This window comes from Streptomyces olivaceus (assembly GCF_000721235.1).
GTDB lineage: Bacteria > Actinomycetota > Actinomycetes > Streptomycetales > Streptomycetaceae > Streptomyces > Streptomyces olivaceus.
In genome coordinates this window covers 1-19,201 of sequence record NZ_JOFH01000011.1, presented here as the reverse complement: position 1 = coordinate 19,201, position 19,201 = coordinate 1, and the positions used below count along the sequence as shown (strand labels likewise).

Genomic DNA, 19,201 nt, shown 5'->3' with positions numbered 1-19,201 from the left:
GCAACGGAAGGAAGCAAGGTGCGAAAGAAGCCGGCAACGGTACGGATTGCGCGATGGAGTGCCACGCACCCGTGGTCCGCCATCGGCCTGTGGGTCGTCTTCGTCGCCGCGTGCCTCGTTCTGGGCGGAGCGGCAGGTACGAACTCGATCAGCGACGAGGAGTCGGGGGTCCGCGAGTCGGGCCGGGCCGGCAAGATCGTGCACTCCGGTGACTTCCCAGAGAAGGCCGAGGAGAACGTGCTGATCACCGCCGAGGACGGCGGGAAGCTGGACCCCGGGGCTGGCCGCGAGGCCGCCGCGGACGTCGTCGAGCGGATGAAGGCCCTTGACGAGGTGGAGGCCGTCGGCGACCCGGTCCCCGCGCCCGACGGCAAGGCCCTGCTGGTCCCCGTGACCATGAAGGGCGACACCGAGAACGCCGACCGGCGTGTGCAGCCGCTGCTCGACGCCAGCGCGTCGGTCCAGGACGCCCACGAGGGCCTGCGGGTCGACGAGGTGGGCACCGGTTCGACCGCCAAGGGTCTGTCGGAGACGCTCGGCGAGGACTTCAAAAAGGCCGAGCTGATCAGTCTGCCGCTGACCCTCCTGATCCTGCTCGTGGTCTTCGGAGCGATTATCGCGGCGGGTGTGCCGGTGATCCTGGCCCTCTCGTGTGTGGGCGCCGCCATCGGACTGTCGACGCTCGCCTCCCACGTACTTCCCGAGACCAGCGCGGTCAGCAACGTCATCCTGCTCATGGGCATGGCCGTGGGCGTGGACTACTCGCTCTTCTACCTGAAGCGGGAGCGCGAGGAACGCCGCGCGGGCAAGTCCCACGTCGACGCCATCGAGGTCGCGGCGGAGACCTCCGGGCACACCGTCGTGGTGTCCGGAACCACCGTCATCGTGGCCATGGCCGGCCTCTACCTGGCGAACGAGGCGACCTTCGCCTCCCTGGCCACCGGCTCGATCCTCGTGGTGGCGGTGGCCGTACTGGCCTCGCTGACCGTGCTGCCCGCCCTCCTCGCCAAGCTGGGACGCTGGGTCGACAGGCCCAAGGTGCCGTTCCTGTGGCGGCTCACCATGCGCTCGGGCGAGTCGCGGGTGTGGCCCGCGCTGCTGCGTCCGGCGCTGTCCAAGCCGTTCATCACGCTGGTGGTGTCCGTGGGCGTGCTGCTGCTGCTGGCGGTGCCGGCCCTCGACATGAAGCTCAAGCAGCCGGGCTCCGACGACCTGTCCCGGGACATCACCGTGGTGCGGGCGATGGACCGGCTCACCGACCACTTCCCCAGCAAGGGCACCGTGCACCAGGTCGCGGTCCGGTCGCCCGCCGACCGGGCCGACGATGTGGAGAGCGCGCTGAACGGCCTCCTGGAGCGCACCGCGAAGGACGAACTCTTCGCCCACGACTCCACCCCCACCGTCAAGGTGTCCGAGGACCGCAGGGTCCACACCGTCGACGTCGGCACCCCCTACCAGCCGAAGAGCGACGGAGCCCGCCAGTCGCTGGACCTGCTGCGCGAGTGGGTGCCGCAGGCGATGGCGGACGTGCCCGGCGCCGAGAGCGCGGTCGGCGGCAAGGTGGCGCAGGGCGTCGACTTCACGGGGCACCTCGAGGAGCGCATGCCCTGGGTGGTGGGCTTCGTCCTGCTGCTGACCTTCGTCACCATGGTGATGATCTTCCGGTCGATCGCCGTGGCGCTCTCCGCGATCCTGCTCAACCTGCTCTCCGCCGCGGCCTCCTTCGGTGTGCTGGTCGCCGTCTTCCAGAACACCTGGGCCGAGGGTTTCCTCGACTTCCACAGCTCGGGCGCGGTCGTCTCCTGGCTGCCGCTGTTCCTGTTCGTGGTCCTGTTCGGGCTGTCGATGGACTACCACGTCTTCGTGGTCAGCCGGATCCGCGAGGCAGCCCTCGCGGGCGCCCCGACCAGGACCGCCGTCCGTGAAGGCATCACCCGCTCCGCGGGCGTGGTCACCAGCGCCGCGATCGTCATGGTCGGAGTCTTCGCGATCTTCGGCACCCTGAGCATGGTCGAGTTCAAGCAGTTGGGCGTCGGTCTCGCGGCCGCCATCCTGCTGGACGCCGTGATCATTCGGATCTACGTACTGCCGGCCCTGATGACGGCGTTGGGCAAGTGGAACTGGTGGCCCGGCAAGCTCTCCGCCGGCCCCGACGGACCGGCCCCCCTCCCGGACCAGACCGAGCCCGGCAACCGCCACGCCGAGGAGCAGCCCCAGTACGCGCGGTTCGCCGCCGACCAGCAGCAGTACCAGCGGGCTCCGCAGCAGCACTACCAGCAGGGCGTCTACCAGCAGCCGTACCACCAGGATCCCTACCAGCAGGGCGGCTACCAGCAGTCCGGCCCGTACCGCGACGACGCCTCGCGACCCGGCTACTACCAGCAGTAGAGCCAGGTCCTTCCGGCGAGGAAGGAGGGTCGCCCGTCACCCCCGGACGGAGACGGCCCTCCTTCCTCTTCTTCTCGCGTGCCCGCCGCCGTGCTCGCGACGCCCTGCCCGGCAACTAGCTGCCAACGCGTCCCGCTCGGCCCGTTCCGCGGCAACGGTGGAGGCTCAACCGACCTCGACGGAGTGAGCATGCGGATCGAACAGAGACCCACGAACCGGTTACGGGCGGCGCTGCACGGGGTGGCAGCGCTGCTCCTGGCGCTTCTGGCGGGCCTGACCGCGGCGGCTCAGGGCCACGCTGCCGCCCAATGGCAGGCCGTGCCACCGCCAGCCCCGGCCGGCGTCAGCGCGTACGTCCCCTTCGACGCGACGTCGGCCGTGGCGCGCAGCACGGTACAGACGAGCACCACCTGCCTGCCCTGCGAGTACGAGCACACCTTGTGGACCCGCCAGGCCGGTGCCTGGCGCAGCCTCCCGCTGCCCCCCGCCGGCGCCTCCACGGACGTGCTCACCGGCACCGCCCCGCACGACGTGTGGGCCTTCGGCCGCGGCGAGCGGGGCGACTTCGGGCAGTACCACTGGGACGGCTCGCGGTGGACGGACCGGACCCTCCCGGACTTCGAGGTGCTGGCGGCCCGTGCCGTCTCCCGCACCGACGTGTGGGCGGTCGGCAACTACCGGGAGAGCGACGGGGGCGTGCCCGGCGCGGTCGCCCACTGGAACGGCTCGGCCTGGACGCTGACCAAGCTCGGCGCGCCCGACGCCTGGACCGACATCAAGGCCGTGCACGTCGTGTCCGCCCACGACGTCTGGGTGGTGGGCTCGGGCGGCGGCCGCCCCTACGCCGCGCACTACGACGGCACGTCCTGGCAGGAGGTGGCCCTGCCCCGGCTGTCGGGGCTCTCGGCGACCGCGAACGCGGTGACCGTGCGGGACGGCGAGGTGTGGATCGGCGGCACCGACCGCAACATCTACACCGACAGCGGCACGCCGGGGGCGTTCGTGCTGCGCGGGAACGGCACCGACTGGCAGACGACCTACGTGCCGGTGCCCGCACCCACCGGCGACGCGTCCGAGGACCGCATGTCCGTGCAGGCCCTGGCTGTCCACGACGGAACCGTCTGGGCGGGCCTGTACGCGGACCGCACCAAGGACCGCGGCCTGGCCCGCTGGAACGGCTCCGCCTGGGAGACGGCCGCGGCCCCGGGGGCGACGCCCGGCTCCGAGGTGACGGCCCTGTACCCGACGGCGGACGGAACCCTGTGGGCCAACGGGCTCCTCTATCCCACCGCCTACCTGAAGGGCTACGCGGCCTCCCTCGCGCCGAGCGCCTGACACCACGGCGGAGGGGCCCGGCGTCCGCCGGGCCGGCCCTCAGGGACCGGTGAGGAACTGCACGAGCAGCTTGTTCACCGTCTCCGGGTCCTCCAGGTAGCCGTAGTGCCCGCAGCCCTCGACGAGGTCGAAGCGGGCGCCGGGGACGGCGTCGGCGACCTCGCGGCCCAGCCGGGGCGGAGTGACCAGGTCGTCGGCGAAGGCGATGACCTGGCAGGGGACGCGGATGCCCCGGTACGCGGCGAGCCGGTTCGCCAGCCGGCTGACCTCCATCTGCGCCCGCTGCCCCGGCCCGGGCACGGACGTCAGCTCGAACAGGTCGAGCCAGTCCGCCATGGCCGAGTCGTCGTCGAGCGTCCGCGGCGACAGCGACTTCAGGGCGCGCAGCACGGCCGCGTAGCGGTCCGGGAGCCGCACCCCCGAGTCGTACAGGTCGATCTCCGTGCGCGTCAGCTCGGCGCGCAGGAAGTCGGTGCGGCCCCGGGTGGCCATCAGTACGGCCCGGCTGACCAGGTCGGGACGGGCCAGTGCCAGTTCCTGGGCGACGAACGCGCCCATGGACGTGCCGACGACGGCGGTGGGACCGAGGTCCAGACGCTCTATGAGACCGGCCACGTCCCCGACCATGTCCTGGAGGGTGAACCCCTCGGGGCACTCGGAGGACGGGGGGATGCCCCGGTTGTCGAGGGTGATCACGCGCAGACCGGCCGCGGTGAGCGCGGGTACCTGGTGCAGTTGCCACACGGTACGGCCGCCGCCGGTGCCCTGGATCATCACCACCGGGTCGCCGGTGCCGGCCTCGTCGTAGCTGAGCCGAATCCCGTTCACGGGAATGACCGGCATGGTGCCTCTCCCCTTTCGTGGTGGTCGTGCGGTACGTGCCCGCACACGCAGGCGACCCGCGCCCCGGACGCCCGGGGCCGCGGGTCGTGCGGCGCTCGGGTCAGGCGGCGCCGTCCATCGCGTCGACCAGGCTCTTGGGACGCATGTCGGTCCACTGGGTGTTGACGTACTCGAGCGCCGCGTCCCGGCTGCTCTCCTCGAGGACGGTCCGCCAGCCGGCGGGCACCTCGACGAACGCCGGCCACAGCGAGTGCTGCCCCTCGTCGTTGACCAGGACCAGGTAGGTGCCCTCGGGGTCCTCGAAGGGATTGCTGCTCATTCCATCGCTCCTTCTCAGCGCTGACTGTTTCTCTGGGACGGGGTTTCGGGTACCTCGTGAAAGGTCACAGGCGGTCCGCGAGGAATTGGCCGATCCGGGCCATATGACGGGCATCCGTCATCAGATTTCCGTGCGTCGAGTCTATGGCGCACACCTCGACCGAACCACCCGTGAACGGTTGCCACAAGCTGACATTCAGGCGGCCCTCCCGGTCGTCCGCGGATTTCCGCTCGGCGGAGACGAAGAGGACGTCCCCGTCGAAGAATTCCGGTGTGAACTTCCGCATGAGCCGGACATTGTTCACGTATACGTCCTTCAGTGCGAGTATGTCCCGGGCCTCCAGCTGCGCCAGTGCCTGGTCACCCGACTGCAGGAACTCCCGGAAACGTCGCAGGACGCCTTCCTGGTCTGCTATGAGCTCGGCCATGTCGAACTCGAAGCCCATGGCCCGCAGATTGTGCGCGACCACCTCGTGCTCGACCGGTTCCGAGGTGTCCGCGTTCTCGCCCGGCGGATACGCGTCCAGCAGGGCGAGCAGGGACACCTCCTCGCCCTCGGCGCGCAGCGCGGTCGCCAGGGCGTGCGCGACGAGGCCGCCGAACGACCACCCCGCCAGCCGGTAGGGACCGCTCGGCTGCACGGAACGGATCAGGGCGAGGTACTCCGCGGTCATCTCCGCCATGGACGAGGGCAGCGGGCCGCTCCCGTCGAGACCTCGCGCCTGGATGCCGTAGACCGGGACGTCCGGGCCGAGATGGCGGACGAGCCCCGCGTAGCACCAGCTGAAGCCGCCGCCCGGGTGCAGGCAGAACAGCGGGGCGGCCGTGCCGCGCGCCCGCAGCCCGAGCAGGCTCTCGGAGGAGCGCCCCGGGCCGCCGTCGGCCGTTCCGGTCAGCACGGCGGCGACGCCCTCCGGCGTGGGGGAGTCGAAGACCGTACGGACGGGAAGGTCCTGGCCGAACTCCTCGCGCAGCCGTGCCACCAGGCGTGCGGCCAGGAAGGAGTGCCCGCCCAGCTCGAAGAAGTCCTCCTCCACACCGGCCCGTTCGACGCCCAGCACCTCGGCGAAGAGCGTGCACACCCGGTGCTCCGCGGGCGTCCTGGGCGCCCTCGACCCGCCGCCCGCCGCGTACTCGGGCACGGGCAGCGCGGTGCGGTCCAGCTTGCCGTTGGGGGTCAGGGGGAGCGCTTCGAGGACGACGAACGCGGCCGGCACCATGTGGGCGGGCAGCCGCCCCGAAAGGTGCTCGCGCAGCCGCGCGGAGTCGGGGGCCTCCTGGTGAGCGGCCACCACGTAGCCGACCAGCCGGCGATCCCCCGGACGGTCCTCCCGCACGACGACGGCGGCCTGTGCCACCGAGGCGTGTGCGGTGAGCGCCGCCTCGATCTCACCGGGTTCGATGCGGAAGCCGCGGATCTTGACCTGCGAGTCGGCCCGGCCCAAGTACACCAGCAGCCCGTCGGGGGTGAGCCGGGCGAGGTCGCCCGTGCGGTACATGCGGGCGCCGTCCGCACCGTAGGGGTCGGCGACGAACCGCTCGGCGGTACGGTCGGCCCGGCCCAGATAGCCGCGGGCGAGCGCGTCCCCGCCGATGTAGAGCTCACCCGGGACGCCCGGCGGAACCGGATTCAGCCACGGGTCCAGGAGCCGGACGGCGGTGTTGTCGACGGGCCGGCCGATCGGCGGGGCGGAGGGGCCCCAGCCGGCCGGGTCGGCCGGGAGCCGGTGGGCCGTCACCACGTGGGTCTCCGCGGGACCGTAGTGGTTGTGGAGGCGGCGGCCGGGCCGGGCGGCGCAGAAGGCGCGCATGGCGCCGTGCGGAGTCAGCGCTTCCCCGGCCTGCACCAGGTCGGTGAGGTGGGGCAGATCGAGGCGGGCGGCGACGGCCGCCTCGCAGACCGCGTCGATGACCAGGTTGGGCGCGTACAGTTCCTGGACCTGCCGCTCTCCCAGCCACCCGGCCAGCCGCTCCGGATCGCGGCGGACGTCCTCGGGGCAGACGACCAGGGTCTTGCCGGCCAGCAGCGCGGAGAGTATCTCCTGGACCGAGACGTCGAAGCTCACCGCGGTGAACTGCGCCACCCGGGTGCCGGGCCCGCCCGGCAGGGTCCGCTCGTGCCAGTCGAGGAGGTTGGCCAGCGCGCGCACCGGCATCGTGACGCCCTTGGGGCGCCCCGTCGAGCCGGACGTGTAGATCACGTACGCGGGATGGGCCGGACCGGCCGGGGAGGTCCGCTCGGTGTCGGTGAGGTCGGCGTCGGACAGGGAGCCGAGGCGGGTCACGATGGCGGGATCGTCCACCACGAGCGGCGGCCCGGCCGGCCCGGAGGGCAGCGCGCCGGCGAGGTCCCGGGTGGTCAGGACGGAGGCCGGCCGCGCGTCGTCGAGCATGTACGCGATCCGGTCCGCCGGGTACTCGGGGTCGACCGGCAGGTAGCCCGCGCCCGCCTTGAGGACCGCCAGACACGCGGTGACCAGCTCGGCCGACCGGTGCATGGCCACCGCGACCAGGCTCTCCGGCCCCACCCCCCGCTCGACGAGCAGCCGGGCCAGCCGGTTGGCCCGGACGTTCAGCTCGGCGTACGTCAGCACGCCTTCCGCCGTTTCGACCGCGACGGCGTGCGGGGCCCGCGCGACCGACACCGCGAAGCGCTCCGGCAGTGACCCGCCGACCGGTACGCGCGTCGGCCCGAGGGAGGCGGACAGGGCGCGGGCGCGCTCCTCGTCGCCGAGGAGTGGCACCTCACCGATGGCCCGGTCCGGTGCCGCGGTCACCGCGTCCAGCAGGCGCAGCAGCCGGGCGACCAGGGCCTCGGCGGTGTCCGGGTCGAACAGGTCGGTGCTGAACTCCAGACCCGCGCCGAGTCCGGCCGGGCGCCCCTCGGCGTCGTGCCGCTCGGCGAAGGAGAACAGCAGGTCGAACTTGGCGGTGCCGGTGTCGGCGGACAGGGACTCGGCGTCCAGGCCGGGCAGACGCAGGCCGTCGCCCGGCCGGCGGTCCGTGTTGTTGAAGGTCAGCATGGTCTGGAAGACCGGGTGCCGGGCCGGTGAGCGCTTCGGGTTGAGCACCTCCACGAGCCGCTCGAAGGGCACGTCCTGGTGCGCGTACGCCGCCAGGTCCGTCTCGCGGACCCGGGCCACCAGGTCACGGAAGGCGGGATTGCCGGAGGTGTCGGCGCGCAGCACCAGGGTGTTGACGAAGAAACCGACGAGACCGTCGAGGGCGTCGTCGGTGCGTCCGGCGACGGGGGTGCCCAGCGGAATGTCCTCGCCGGCGCCGAGCCGGGTGAGCAGAGCGGCGACGGCGGCCTGCACCACCATGAAGGGGCTGGCCTGGCAGGTCCGCGCCACGGTCACGATGCGGGCGTGCAGCTCCTCGGGCACCTCGTAGAGCACCCGGCCGCCCCGCCCCCCGGCCGTCGCCGGACGCGGCCGGTCGGCGGGCAGCGCCAGCTCTTCCGGCAGCCCCGCCAAAGCGTCACGCCAGTAGGCGAGTTGCCGAGCCGCGGGGCTCTCGGGGTCGTCCTCCGAGCCCAGCGCCTCGCGCTGCCACAAGGTGTAGTCGGGGTACTGGACGGGCAGCGGGCGCCACTCCGGCGCGCGCTGCCCGAGACGGGCCGTGTACGCGGTGGTCAGATCACGGGCGAGCAGGGGCACCGACCAGCCGTCGCCGGCGATGTGGTGGACCAGCAGGAGCAGTACCTGTTCCCGCTCGCCCGTCTCGAACAGCCAGGCCCGCAGCGGGATCTCGGCCGCGAGGTCGAAGGAGTGCGAGGCCGCCCGGGTGATCTCCGCCTCCAGGGCGTCCGACGGCACCGACGGGACGACGGTCAGCTCCGGCCGGGCCTCGGCGGCCGGCCGCACGATCTGCCGGGGTCCCTCGGCATCCTCGGCGAACACCGTCCGCAGGCTCTCGTGCCGGCCCGTCAGGTCGGCCAGCGCGGCCCGCAGCGCCGACCGGTCCAGGTCGCCCGAGAGCCGCAGCGCGAAGGGGATGTTGTACGTCGGGCTCGGGCCCTCGAACCGGTGCAGGAACCACAGCCGGCGCTGCGCGGGGGAGGCCGGGACGCGCTCCGGGCGGGGCTCGGCCGGACGCAGGGCCGGACGGGCCGCACCCGCGGTGTCGAGGGCGCGGGACAGGGCCGCCACCGTCGGCGCGTCGAACAGCTGCCGCACGGTCAGTTCCGCGTCGAGGACCGCGCGGATCCGGCCCACGAGCCGGGTGGCGAGCAGCGAGTGCCCGCCGAGGGCGAAGAAGTCGTCGTCGACGCCGACCCGCGGCATGCCGAGGAGCTCGGCGAAGAGGCCGCACAGGATCTCCTCCCGCGGGGTGCGCGGAGCCCGGCTCTCGACGGTGGCGTCGGCGGTGGTGAGATCGGGCACCGGCAGCGCCCTGCGGTCGATCTTGCCGTTGCCGGTCAGGGGCAGCGCGTCGAGGGTCACATAGACCGACGGGACCATGTAGTCGGGCAGTTCGGCGGCGAGGTGGGCCCGCAGGGAGGCGGGCGTCGGGTCGCTGCCCTGCTCCGCCACGAGGTGCGCCACCAGCCGCTTGTCGCCGGGGCGCGGCTCACGCACCGTGACGACGGCCTGGGCGACCTCGGAGTGGCGGCCCAGCACGGCCTCGATCTCGCCCGGTTCGATGCGGAACCCGCGGATCTTGACCTGCTCGTCGGCGCGCCCCAGATATTCGAGGGTGCCGTCCGGCGTCCACCGTACGAGGTCGCCGGTGCGGTACATGCGGGTGCCCGCCGGGCCGTGGGGATCGGCGACGAACCGCTCCGCGGTGAGGCCCGGCCGCCGCCAGTAGCCGCGGGCGAGCCCCGCCCCCGCGAGGTACAGCTCACCCGCGACGCCCCGGGCGACGGGGCGCAGGGCGGTGTCGAGGACGAGCAGCCGCGTGTTGTCCAGCGGCGTGCCGATGGGCACGGTGTCCGGCACCGGGGCGTCGGCCGGGATGCGGTGGCGCACCGCGAACGTGGTGGTCTCGGTGGGCCCGTACCCGTCGACGACCACCGTGCCGGGGCATGCCTCCCGGACCCGGCGGACCGCGGCCGCCGGGACGACGTCGCCGCCCGTCCACACCTCCCGTACCCCCGCCAGGTGGTGGGGCGCCTCGTCGGCGACGAGCTGGAAGAGCCCGGAGGTCAGCCACAGCCCGGTCACCTCGTGCTCGGTCAGCACCTTGCCCAGGGTGTCCGCGACGGGGTCTCCCGGCGGGGCGACGACGGCGGTCCCGCCGGACAGCAGCGGCACCCACACCTCGTACGTGGAGGCGTCGAAGGCGTGCGGGGAGTGGACCAGCACGCGGGCGTGGGCGCCGCCGGCGAAGGACCGGTCGCGGGCCAGCTCGACCACGTCCCGGTGGGTGACGGCCACCCCCTTGGGCATCCCGGTCGAGCCGGAGGTGTGCATCACGTAGGCCAGCCGGTCGGCGTGCCCGGGGCCGGAGGGCAATGCGGCACCCCCGGCCGGGGCGTCCGTCGCGTCGGCCCGCACGGCGGTCAGGCCCAGCTCCTGCGCCCGGGGCGCGTGTTCCGCGTCGGTGAGGACGTGGCAGACGCCGGCCAGGGCGGTGACCTGCCGCAGCCGGTCGAGCGGATCGCCCTGCCGGAGCGGCACATAGGCGCCGCCCGCCTTGAGCACGGCCAGCAGCGCGACGACCAGATGCTCGGAGCGGTCCATGAGGAGCCCCACCGGGGTTTCGGCCCCCACCCCGTGCGCCACCAGGGCACGCGCCAGCCGGTCGGACCGGGCGTCGAGTTCGGCGTAGTCCAGCACGGTCGTACCGCAGCGGACGGCATCCGCGTGCGGAGTGCGCGCGGCCTGGGCCCGGAAGGCCGCGGGCAGCGTCGCGTCGGCGGGGCCCGTGTCCGTGCCACGGCCGAGGGACAGCACGGCGCCGCGCTCCTCGGCGGAGAGCAGCTCAAGCTGTCCGACGGTGCGGTGCGGCTCAGCGGCCGCCCCGCGCAGGACGCGCACCAACCGCTCCAGGACGGCCCGGGCCGCCGCCGGCGGTACCAGGTCGGGCTGGTGGTCGAGACGCAGCCGCAGCCCGTCGCGGCCCACGGCCACCAGCGCCAGCGGATAGTGGGTGGCGTCCCGGTTGCGGGTGCCGGTGACGGTCACCCCGCCGATGCCGCCGGGCTCGTCCCGCTCGGCGCCGATGTCGACCGGATAGTTCTCGAACACCATGGTGGTGTCGAAGAGTTCGCCCTCGCTCGCCAGCCGCTGCACCTCGGCCAGGCCCAGTTGCTGGTGCGACTGGAGCCGGGTCTGTTCGTCCTGGGTGCGGCGCACGGCGTCCAGGAACGGCTCGTCGGGCCGCAACCGCACCCGCACGGGCAGGGTGTTGATGAACATCCCCACCATGGTCTCGATCCCGGCGACCTCAGGCGGCCGCCCGGAGACGGTCGTGCCGAACACCACGTCGTCCCGTCCCGTGAGCCCGCTCAGGACCACCGCCCAGGCGCCCTGCACCAGGGAGTTGAGGGTGAGGGAGCGTTCCCGGGCCAGCCTGGTCAGCGCCGCGTGGTCGGCGTCGGCCAGCTCCGTCTCCAGGCGACCGGGCACCACCGGCGTCCGCTCGCCCGCCTGCGGGGCGACCAGGGTGGGCCCGTCCAGTCCGGCGAGCACCTCCCGCCAGGCGGCGACCGCGCTGTCCCGGTCCTGCCCGGCGAGCCACTGGAGGTAGTCACGGAAGGGGCGGACCCTTGGCAGCGCGCCGTCGTCGCCCTTCGTCCGGTAGAGCGCCAGGAGCTCCCGCACCAGCATGGGACGCGACCAGCCGTCGAGCAGGATGTGGTGGTTGGTCAGCACGAAGCGGTACCGGCCGTCCCCGAGACGCATCAGCGTGAAGCGCATCAGGGGTGGACGGCCCAGGTCGAAGCGGCGCAGCCGGTCCTCCTCCAGCAGCCGGTCCGCGGCCGCCGACCGCTCCGGCTCGGGGAGGTGGGACAGATCCGTCTCCTCCCACGGCAGCTCCACCTGGTGCGGGATCAGCTGCACCGGCCGCTTCAGTCCCTGGTAGCGGAAGGCCGCGCGCAGATTGGCGTGCCGCCTCAGCAGGGTCCGGCAGGCGGCGGCCAGCGCCGCCGTGTCCAGATCACCCTCCAGGTCGATGGCCTGCTGCACCAGATAGACGTCGGGTGCCTTCTCGTCGAACACGCTGTGGAAGAGCAGGCCCTCCTGCAGCGGTGCCAGCGGCAGGATGTCCTGCAGTCCGGACTGCTTCGTCATCAGAGGTTCCTCCACTCGTCTTCCAGCAGTTCGATCTCGCTCTGGTCCAGCAGGCTCAGCGACACGTCCGAGACGGTCAGCCCGCCCGCCTCCGGGTTCTCCGCGTGGTCGGCGAGCGCCTCGAGCGCCCTGAACCACAGTTCGGCCAGCTCCCGCACCTCGTCCTCGTCGAGGATTCCGCCGGCCCAGGACCAGGTGGCCGACAGCTCGGGCCCGCGCGGCCCGTCGTTGGTACGGGCGTTGAGCTCCAGCGGGTGGGCGAGCGCCACCCGGGGGTCGGTGCCGCCGACACCGGACGCGGTGGCCAGCACCGTCCAGTCGGGGACCGCCTCACTGCCCGCGTTCTCGACACCCGCGGTGGTGAACCGGCCGAGGTAGTTGAAGGCGACCTGCGGTGTCGGCAGCCCGGCGAAGCCGGGTGCCGTGCGCGGGTTGAGATGGCGCACGAGCCCGTACCCGATGCCCTTCTCGGGCACCTCGCGCAGCTGCTCCTTGACCCGCTTGACGACGGCACCGGCAGCCGGTCCGCCCGCGAACGCGTCGGCGAGGTCGGCCGGCCCCGCGTCCACCCGCACGGGGTGCAGGCTGGTGAACCAGCCCACCGTGCGGGACAGGTCCGCGCCGCCGACCAGCTCCTCCTCGCGCCCGTGCCCCTCCAGATCCAGCAGCACCCCGGCTCCCCGTCCGCCGCCGCGGCGAGCCCAGGCGAGCGCGAACGCCGCCAGCAGGACGTCGTTGACCTCGGCCCGGAACACCGCCGGCACCCGGGTCAGCAACCGCTCGGTCACCGCCGCCGGCAGGGTCAGGGTGAGATGGCGGGCGGAGGAGTAGGTGTCCCGCGCCGTGTCCAGCGGCCGCCGCCCCAGCGGCGGGTCCGCGGGCCGCAGGACCGACCGCCACCAGTCCGCCTCCGCCGTGCGGGCCGGATCACCCGCCACCTCCGTGAGGCGCTGCGCCCAGCGGCGCAGCGAGGTCCCCACGGGCTGGAGCTCGACCGGTCGTCCCGCCGCCACGGCACGGTGCGCCTCGGCGAGATCCGGTACGAGGATCCGCCAGGAGACCCCGTCGACCACCAGGTGGTGGACGATCAGCAGCAGCAGGCCGGGCCGGGTGTCCCCGCGGTCGAACCAGACCGACTGCACGACCCGTCCCGCACCGAGGTCCAGGCGCTCCCGCGCCGCGACGGTCTCCCCGCGGACGAGGTCCTGCAGGGCGTCGTCGTCCAGACCGGCGGCGTCCACCCGGCGGACGACGGAGTCGGCCTCGACCGCCCCCGGCCCGCGGATCTCCAGCCGTCGTTCCGAACCGTCCGTCAGCCGTGCCCGCAGCGCGTCGTGGTGCTCCAGCAGCGCGCCGAGGGCGGCCGTGAGGTCCGGCAGCCGCAGCGACGCCGGGACCTGGACCAGCCGCGACTGGTTGAACTGGTCGGCCGGACCGCCGCGTTCCAGGAACCACCGCATGGTCGCCGCCGAGGTCGAAGAACCCGTCGTCGACGCCCACTTCGGCCAGGCCCAGGACGTCCGCGAACAGCGCGCACAGCACCTTCTCCCGCTCGGTGCGCGGGCCGCGCCGCTCGGTGTCGGCACCGTAGTCGGGGGCGGGCAGCGCCCGCCGGTCGAGCTTGCCGTTCAGGGTGAGCGGCAGCCCGTCGAGCAGGACCACGGCAGAGGGGACCATGTACTCGGGCAGGGTGCCCGCCACGTGCGCCCGCAAAGCCTCGGGCTCGGCCCCGGCCCCCGCGACCACGTAGGCCACGAGCCGCTTGTCGCCGGGCCGGTCCTCCCGCAGCACCACTGCCGCCTGGCTCACCTCGGGGTGGCCGGCGAGGACCGCCTCCACCTCGCCGGGTTCGATCCTGAAGCCCCGCAGCTTGACCTGGTCGTCGACCCGGCCCAGGAACTCCAGCCGCCCGTCGGCCAGCCAGCGTACGACGTCACCGGTGCGGTACATCCGCTCGCCGGCGCCCGCGAACGGGTCGGCCACGAAGCGCTGTGCCGTCAGCGCCGCCCGGCCGAGGTAGCCACGGGCCACACCGGTGCCCGCGATGTACAGCTCGCCGGGTACCCCCACGGGCACCGGCCGCAGCCGCTCGTCGAGGGCGTACAGCCGGGTGTTCCACAGGGGCCGGCCGATCGGGACGACCGCCTCCGGTACCTCCGCCGGGTCGCGCAGCGGGTTCACCGCGGAGAACACCGTGGTCTCCGTGGGCCCGTACTCGTTGGCGACGACCGTGCCCGGGCAGGTCTCCAGGACCCGGCGGACGGCCGTGGGGGACACCACGTCGCCGCCGGCCCAGATCTCCCGGACTCCGCGGAAGCACTCGGGCCGCTCCTCGGCGAGCACCCGGAACAGACCGGCGCTGACGAACAGCCCCGTGACCCCGTGCCCGGAGATGGCGGCGGCGAGGTCGGCCGCGTCCAGCCGCCCGGCGGGGGCCACCACGACCGTGCCGCCCGTCAGCAGGGGCGTCCAGATCTCGAACGTCGAGGCGTCGAAGGCGTAGGGCGAGTGCATCAGCACCCGCTCGTGACGCCCACCGCGCCAGTAGCGGTCCGCCGCCAGGTGCACCACGTTGTGATGGGTGTTGGCCACGCCCTTGGGAGTACCGGTCGAGCCCGAGGTGTACATCACGTACACGAGCTGCTCGGCGTCCGTCGGCACCCCTGGGTCGGTGTCCGCCTCCCCGGACAGGTCCGTGCCGGGACCGACGTCGAGGACCGGCACGTCCACCGCGAAGGGCAGGTCACCCGGGTCGCGGTCGGTGAGCAGGGCCACGGCCCCGGTGTCCCGCAGGATGAACTCGGACCGGGACGCGGGCTGCTGCGGATCGATCGGCACGTACACACCGCCGGCCTTCAGCACGGCCAGGGTGGCGACGATCAGTTCCACGGAGCGTTCCTGGAAGACCGCGACCCGGCTCTCCCTGCCGACGCCCCGGCCGAGCAGCCGGTGCGCCAGCCGGTTGGCCCGCGCGTTCAGCTCGCCGTAGCTGAGCCGCTCCTCACCGGACACGACCGCGAGGGCTTCCGGTTCGGCGGCGGCACGCTCCTCGAAGAGGACGTGGACCGCGGTGCGGTCCGCGTGCTGGACCGCGGTGTCGTTCCACTCGACGAGCATCCGCCGCCGCTCGTCCCGGCCGAGGATCTCCGTCTCGCCGATCCGGCGCCCCGGGTCGTCGGCGAGCGCGGTCAGCACGCGGACGAAGCGGTCGGCGACGTCCTGCGCGGTCCCGCGGTCGAACAGGTCGGTGCTGTAGTCCAGCGCGCAGCTCAGACCCGCCGCCCGGTCCGGGCCCGCCGGACGCTCGGCGAGTTCGAAGGACAGGTCGAACTTCGCGGCGGGCGCACCGAGGGTCCGCCCGGAGACCGCGAGCCCGGCCAGCTCCGCGTGCGACGCGGCACGACCGGCGTTGTCGAAGCTGAGCATGGTCTGGAACAGCGGGTGCCGGGACAGCGAACGCTCCGGGTTGACGGCCTCCACCAGCCGCTCGAACGGCAGGTCCTGGTGCGCGTACGCCGCCAGGGACTCGGCGCGGACCCGGTCGACGAGCTCGGCGTACGTCGGGTCTCCCGAGGTGTCCGTGCGCAGCACCAGCGTGTTCACGAAGAAGCCGACCAGGTCGTCCAGGGCGTCGTCGGTGCGGCCGGCGATCGGGGTGCCCAGCGGGATGTCCGTGCCGGCCCCCAGCCGGGTCAGTAGTGCGGCCAGCCCCGCCTGCAGCACCATGAACAGGCTGGCCCCCTGTTCGCGGCCCACCCGGACGAGCCGCTCGTACACGTCCTGCGGCAGGTCGAAGGCGACCCGGTCACCCCGGTACGAGGCCACCGCCGGCCTCGGGCGGTCGAACGGGAGCGACAGCTCCTCGGGCAGCCCGGACAGTGCCCGCTTCCAGTGGTCGAGCTGGCGCGTGGCCTCGCTGGCGGGGTCGTCCTCGGAGCCGAGGACGCTGCGCTGCCAGAGGCTGTAGTCGGCGTACTGGACGGGCAGCGGCGCCAGGTCGGGCGCCCGGCCCGTCGTGGTGCGCGCGGCGTACGCCGCCACCAGGTCCCGGATGAGAATGCCCCGCGACCAGGCGTCACTGGCTATGTGGTGGGTGAGCAGCAGCAGGGCCCAGCGGTCCGTGGACTCCCCCTCCCCGACCTCGAACAGGGTGGCACGCAGGGGGATCTCGGAGGCGAGGTCGAAGACGTACCCGGCGGCACGCCGCATCCGTGCGTCGACCTCCGCGTCCGAGGCGAGGTGCTCCACGGCCAGCGGCACCCGCGTCTGCTCCCGGCCCAGTACGACCTGGTGGGCGGCGCCGGAACCGTCCTCGACGACGACGGTCCGCAGGCTCTCGTGCCGGTCGACGACGTCCGCCAGCGCCAGCCGCAGCGCCTCCTGGTCCAGCTCTCCCGTCAGGTCGAGCGAGATCGGCACGTTGTACGCGTCGCTCGGCCCCTCAAGGTGCTGGAGGAACCACAGCCGCTGCTGGGCGTGGGAGAGCGGTACCCGGGCCGGTCTCGGCGCGGCGACCAGCCGGCCGCGAGCGGCGGCCGAGGAGTCCAGCACCCCGGCCAGCCGTGCCACCGTCGGCGCCTCGAAGAGCTGCCGGATGGCCAGTTCCGTGTCCAGGACCGTGCGGATGCGGCTGACGAGCTTGGTGGCGAGGAGGGAGTGGCCGCCGAGGGTGAAGAAGTCGTCGTCGATGGTGACGGCGTCGACGCCGAGTACTTCGGCGAAGAGGGTGCACAGGAGCTCCTCGCGCGGGGTGCGGGGGGCTCGTCCGTCTTCGGTGTGGGCCGCGTAGTCGGGTGTGGGGAGGGCGCGGCGGTCGAGCTTGCCGTTGGGGGTGAGGGGGAAGGCGTCGAGGGTGACGTAGGCGGTGGGGAGCATGTAGTCGGGCAGGTGCGTGGCGAGGTGCTGGCGCAGGTCCGTGGTCGGGATGGGCTGGTGTGTGGTGGGGGTGAGGTAGGCGACGAGGCGCGGGTCTCCGGGGTGGTCTTCGCGGACGAGTACCGCGGCTTGGGTGACGTGGGGGTGGGTGGTGAGTGCGGTCTCGATCTCGCCGAGTTCGATGCGGAAGCCGCGGAGTTTGACCTGGTCGTCGACGCGGGCGAGGTATTCGAGGTTGCCGTCAGGGGTCCACCGTGCGAGGTCGCCGGTGCGGTACATGCGGGTGCCGGCGGGGCCGTGGGGGTTGGCGGTGAAGCGTTCGGCGGTGAGGTCGGGGCGGTTGTGGTAGCCGCGGGCGACGCCGTGGCCGGCGATGTAGAGCTCGCCGGGGGTTCCGGTGGGGACGGGCTGGAGGGTGTGGTCGAGGAGGTAGACCTGGGTGTTGGCGATGGGGTGGCCGATGCGGGGGTGGTGTGCGGTGTCGGGGGTGGCGGGCCAGTGGGCGGACCAGATGGTGGTTTCCGTGGGTCCGTAGAGATTGGTCACGGAGGTGGCGTGATGGGTGAGGGCGGTGGCGAGGTCCGCGGGCAGTGCTTCGCCGCCGACGAGGACGTGCAGGGGGGTGAGGGCGGTGGGGTCTTCGGCGAGCACGGCGCGCCACAGGCTGGGGGTGGCCTGCATGGTGGTCGCGCCGCTGGTGCGGATCAGGGTGCACAGGGCGGCGGGGTCTCGTACGGTGTCGCGTTCGGCGATCACGGTGGAGGCGCCGGTGAGCAGCGGCAGGAACAGTTCGAGTCCGGCGATGTCGAATCCGACGGTGGTGACGGCCAGCAGGCGGTCGTTGTCGCCGAGTGGGAACTGGCGCTGCATGGCCGTCAGGAAGTTCACGAGCGGGCCGTGCGGCACGACCACGCCCTTCGGGCGTCCCGTCGACCCCGACGTGTAGATCACATAGGCGGAGGCGCTCGGATCGTGGATGCCGCGCAGCGGGCCGGGACCGGCCGGCGCGGACAGCTCTTCCTGGAGGCCCGGCTCGTCGAGGAGGACCCGGGGAACCTGTGTGGCGGCCGGCAGTACGGGGGTCAGGTCGCTGGTGGTGAGGAGCAGGACGGGGTTGGCGTCGTCCAGCATGTACGCCAGCCGTTCGGCCGGGTACTCGGTGTCCAGCGGAAGGTAGGCGGCACCGGTCTTCCAGACCGCCAGGAGGGTGACGACGAGGTCGGTGGACCTGGGCAGGGCGACGGCGACGAAGCGTTCGGCGCCGGCTCCGCGCGCCGCCAGTACTCGGGCCAAACGGTCGGCGCGGTCGTTGAGTTCGCCGTAGGACAGGGTGTGGGCACCGGCGACCACGGCCTCGGCAGCCGGGTCCGAGGCCGCACGCTCCTCGAACAGTTCCACCGTCGAACGCCCCGGCACCTCGCACGCCGTGTCGTTCCACTCGGAGAGCAGGGTGCGGGACTCGGCCTCGTCCAGCAACTCCGCCTCGTCGACGGGCTTCTGCGGGGTGTCGACCATGGCCCGCAGCAGGCGCAGGTAGCGAAGGCCCAGTGTCTGCACGGTCTCCCGGTCGAAGACGTCCTTGCTGTACTCCAGCACGCCCTGAAGCCCGGTGCCCGACCCCGCATGCTCGGCGAACGCGAAGGAGAGGTCGAACTTGCCCACACCGGTGTCGGCCGTCGCACGGGAGACCGACAGTCCGGGCAGCTTCGCGACCGCGCCCTCGACGGCGGCGGTGTCCGTGTTGTTGAAGGCCAGGAGCACCTGGAAGAGGGGGTGCCGGGCGAGTGAACGCTCCGGGTTGACCGCCTCGACCAGCCGCTCGAACGGCAGGTCCTGATGCGCGTACGCCTCCAGGGTCTGGTTCCGGACGCGCTCGATGAGCGTGAGCGCCGAGGGACGCCCGGAGGTGTCCGTCCGGAGCACCAGCGTGTTGATGAACACGCCGATCAGGTCGTCGAGCGCTTCGTCGGTACGGCCCGCGACCGGGGTGCCGATGGGAATGTCCTCGCCGGCACCGAGCCGGGTCAGCAGGGCGGCGAGGGCCGCCTGGAGCACCATGAAGGGGCTCGCCTGCGTGTCCCGTGCCAAGGCGGCGATCCCGTCGTACAGCTCTGCGGGGATTTCGAAGGGGATGCGGTCGCCGCGGTAGGTGGCGACGGCGGGGCGGGGGCGGTCGTAGGGGAGTTCGAGCTGGTCGGGGA

At 73.1% G+C, this 19,201-nt stretch carries 6 protein-coding genes and 1 pseudogene; 2 read left to right on the top strand and 5 right to left on the bottom strand.

The features are described 5' to 3' along the window. Positions 1-18: 18 nt before the first annotated feature. Positions 19-2,388, top strand: coding sequence for an MMPL family transporter (locus tag IG94_RS0113695; RefSeq protein ID WP_031035193.1), 2,370 nt, complete (start codon positions 19-21; stop codon positions 2,386-2,388). Between the two features lie 189 nt (positions 2,389-2,577). After that, positions 2,578-3,723, top strand: coding sequence for a hypothetical protein (locus IG94_RS0113690; RefSeq protein ID WP_031035190.1), 1,146 nt, complete (start codon positions 2,578-2,580; stop codon positions 3,721-3,723). 39 nt (positions 3,724-3,762) lie between these two features. Here the strand turns inward: IG94_RS0113690 and IG94_RS0113685 are convergent, their stop codons facing one another. The 5 genes and pseudogenes from IG94_RS0113685 to IG94_RS38585 all read right to left on the bottom strand — a co-directional run. Continuing rightward, positions 3,763-4,566 (bottom strand): alpha/beta fold hydrolase, encoded by an 804-nt coding sequence (locus IG94_RS0113685; protein WP_031035188.1) that lies wholly within the window; start codon positions 4,564-4,566, stop codon positions 3,763-3,765. A 100-nt stretch (positions 4,567-4,666) separates the two neighbouring features. Further along, positions 4,667-4,885, bottom strand: a complete 219-nt coding sequence (locus tag IG94_RS0113680; RefSeq protein WP_031035186.1) for an MbtH family protein — start codon at positions 4,883-4,885, stop codon at positions 4,667-4,669. A 64-nt stretch (positions 4,886-4,949) separates the two neighbouring features. Then, a complete protein-coding gene (locus IG94_RS0113675; RefSeq protein WP_031035185.1) occupies positions 4,950-12,125 on the bottom strand; it encodes an amino acid adenylation domain-containing protein in 7,176 nt (2,391 codons plus the stop codon). After that, positions 12,125-13,585, bottom strand: coding sequence for a condensation domain-containing protein (locus IG94_RS43465; RefSeq protein ID WP_157852253.1), 1,461 nt, complete (start codon positions 13,583-13,585; stop codon positions 12,125-12,127). Before IG94_RS43465 ends, IG94_RS0113675 begins: the two co-directional genes overlap by 1 nt. Positions 13,586-13,589: 4 nt before the next feature. After that, positions 13,590-19,201: pseudogene (locus IG94_RS38585) on the bottom strand (amino acid adenylation domain-containing protein); the annotation flags it as partial.

Bases quoted from the DNA above. Each gene is read 5' to 3' on its own strand.
- IG94_RS0113690 (WP_031035190.1), top strand. From the start codon at position 2,578: ATGCGGATCGAACAGAGACCCACGAACCGGTTACGGGCGGCGCTGCAC.
- IG94_RS0113685 (WP_031035188.1), bottom strand. From the start codon at position 4,566: ATGCCGGTCATTCCCGTGAACGGGATTCGGCTCAGCTACGACGAGGCC.
- IG94_RS0113680 (WP_031035186.1), bottom strand. From the start codon at position 4,885: ATGAGCAGCAATCCCTTCGAGGACCCCGAGGGCACCTACCTGGTCCTG.
- IG94_RS0113675 (WP_031035185.1), bottom strand. From the start codon at position 12,125: ATGACGAAGCAGTCCGGACTGCAGGACATCCTGCCGCTGGCACCGCTG.
- IG94_RS43465 (WP_157852253.1), bottom strand. From the start codon at position 13,585: ATGCGGTGGTTCCTGGAACGCGGCGGTCCGGCCGACCAGTTCAACCAG.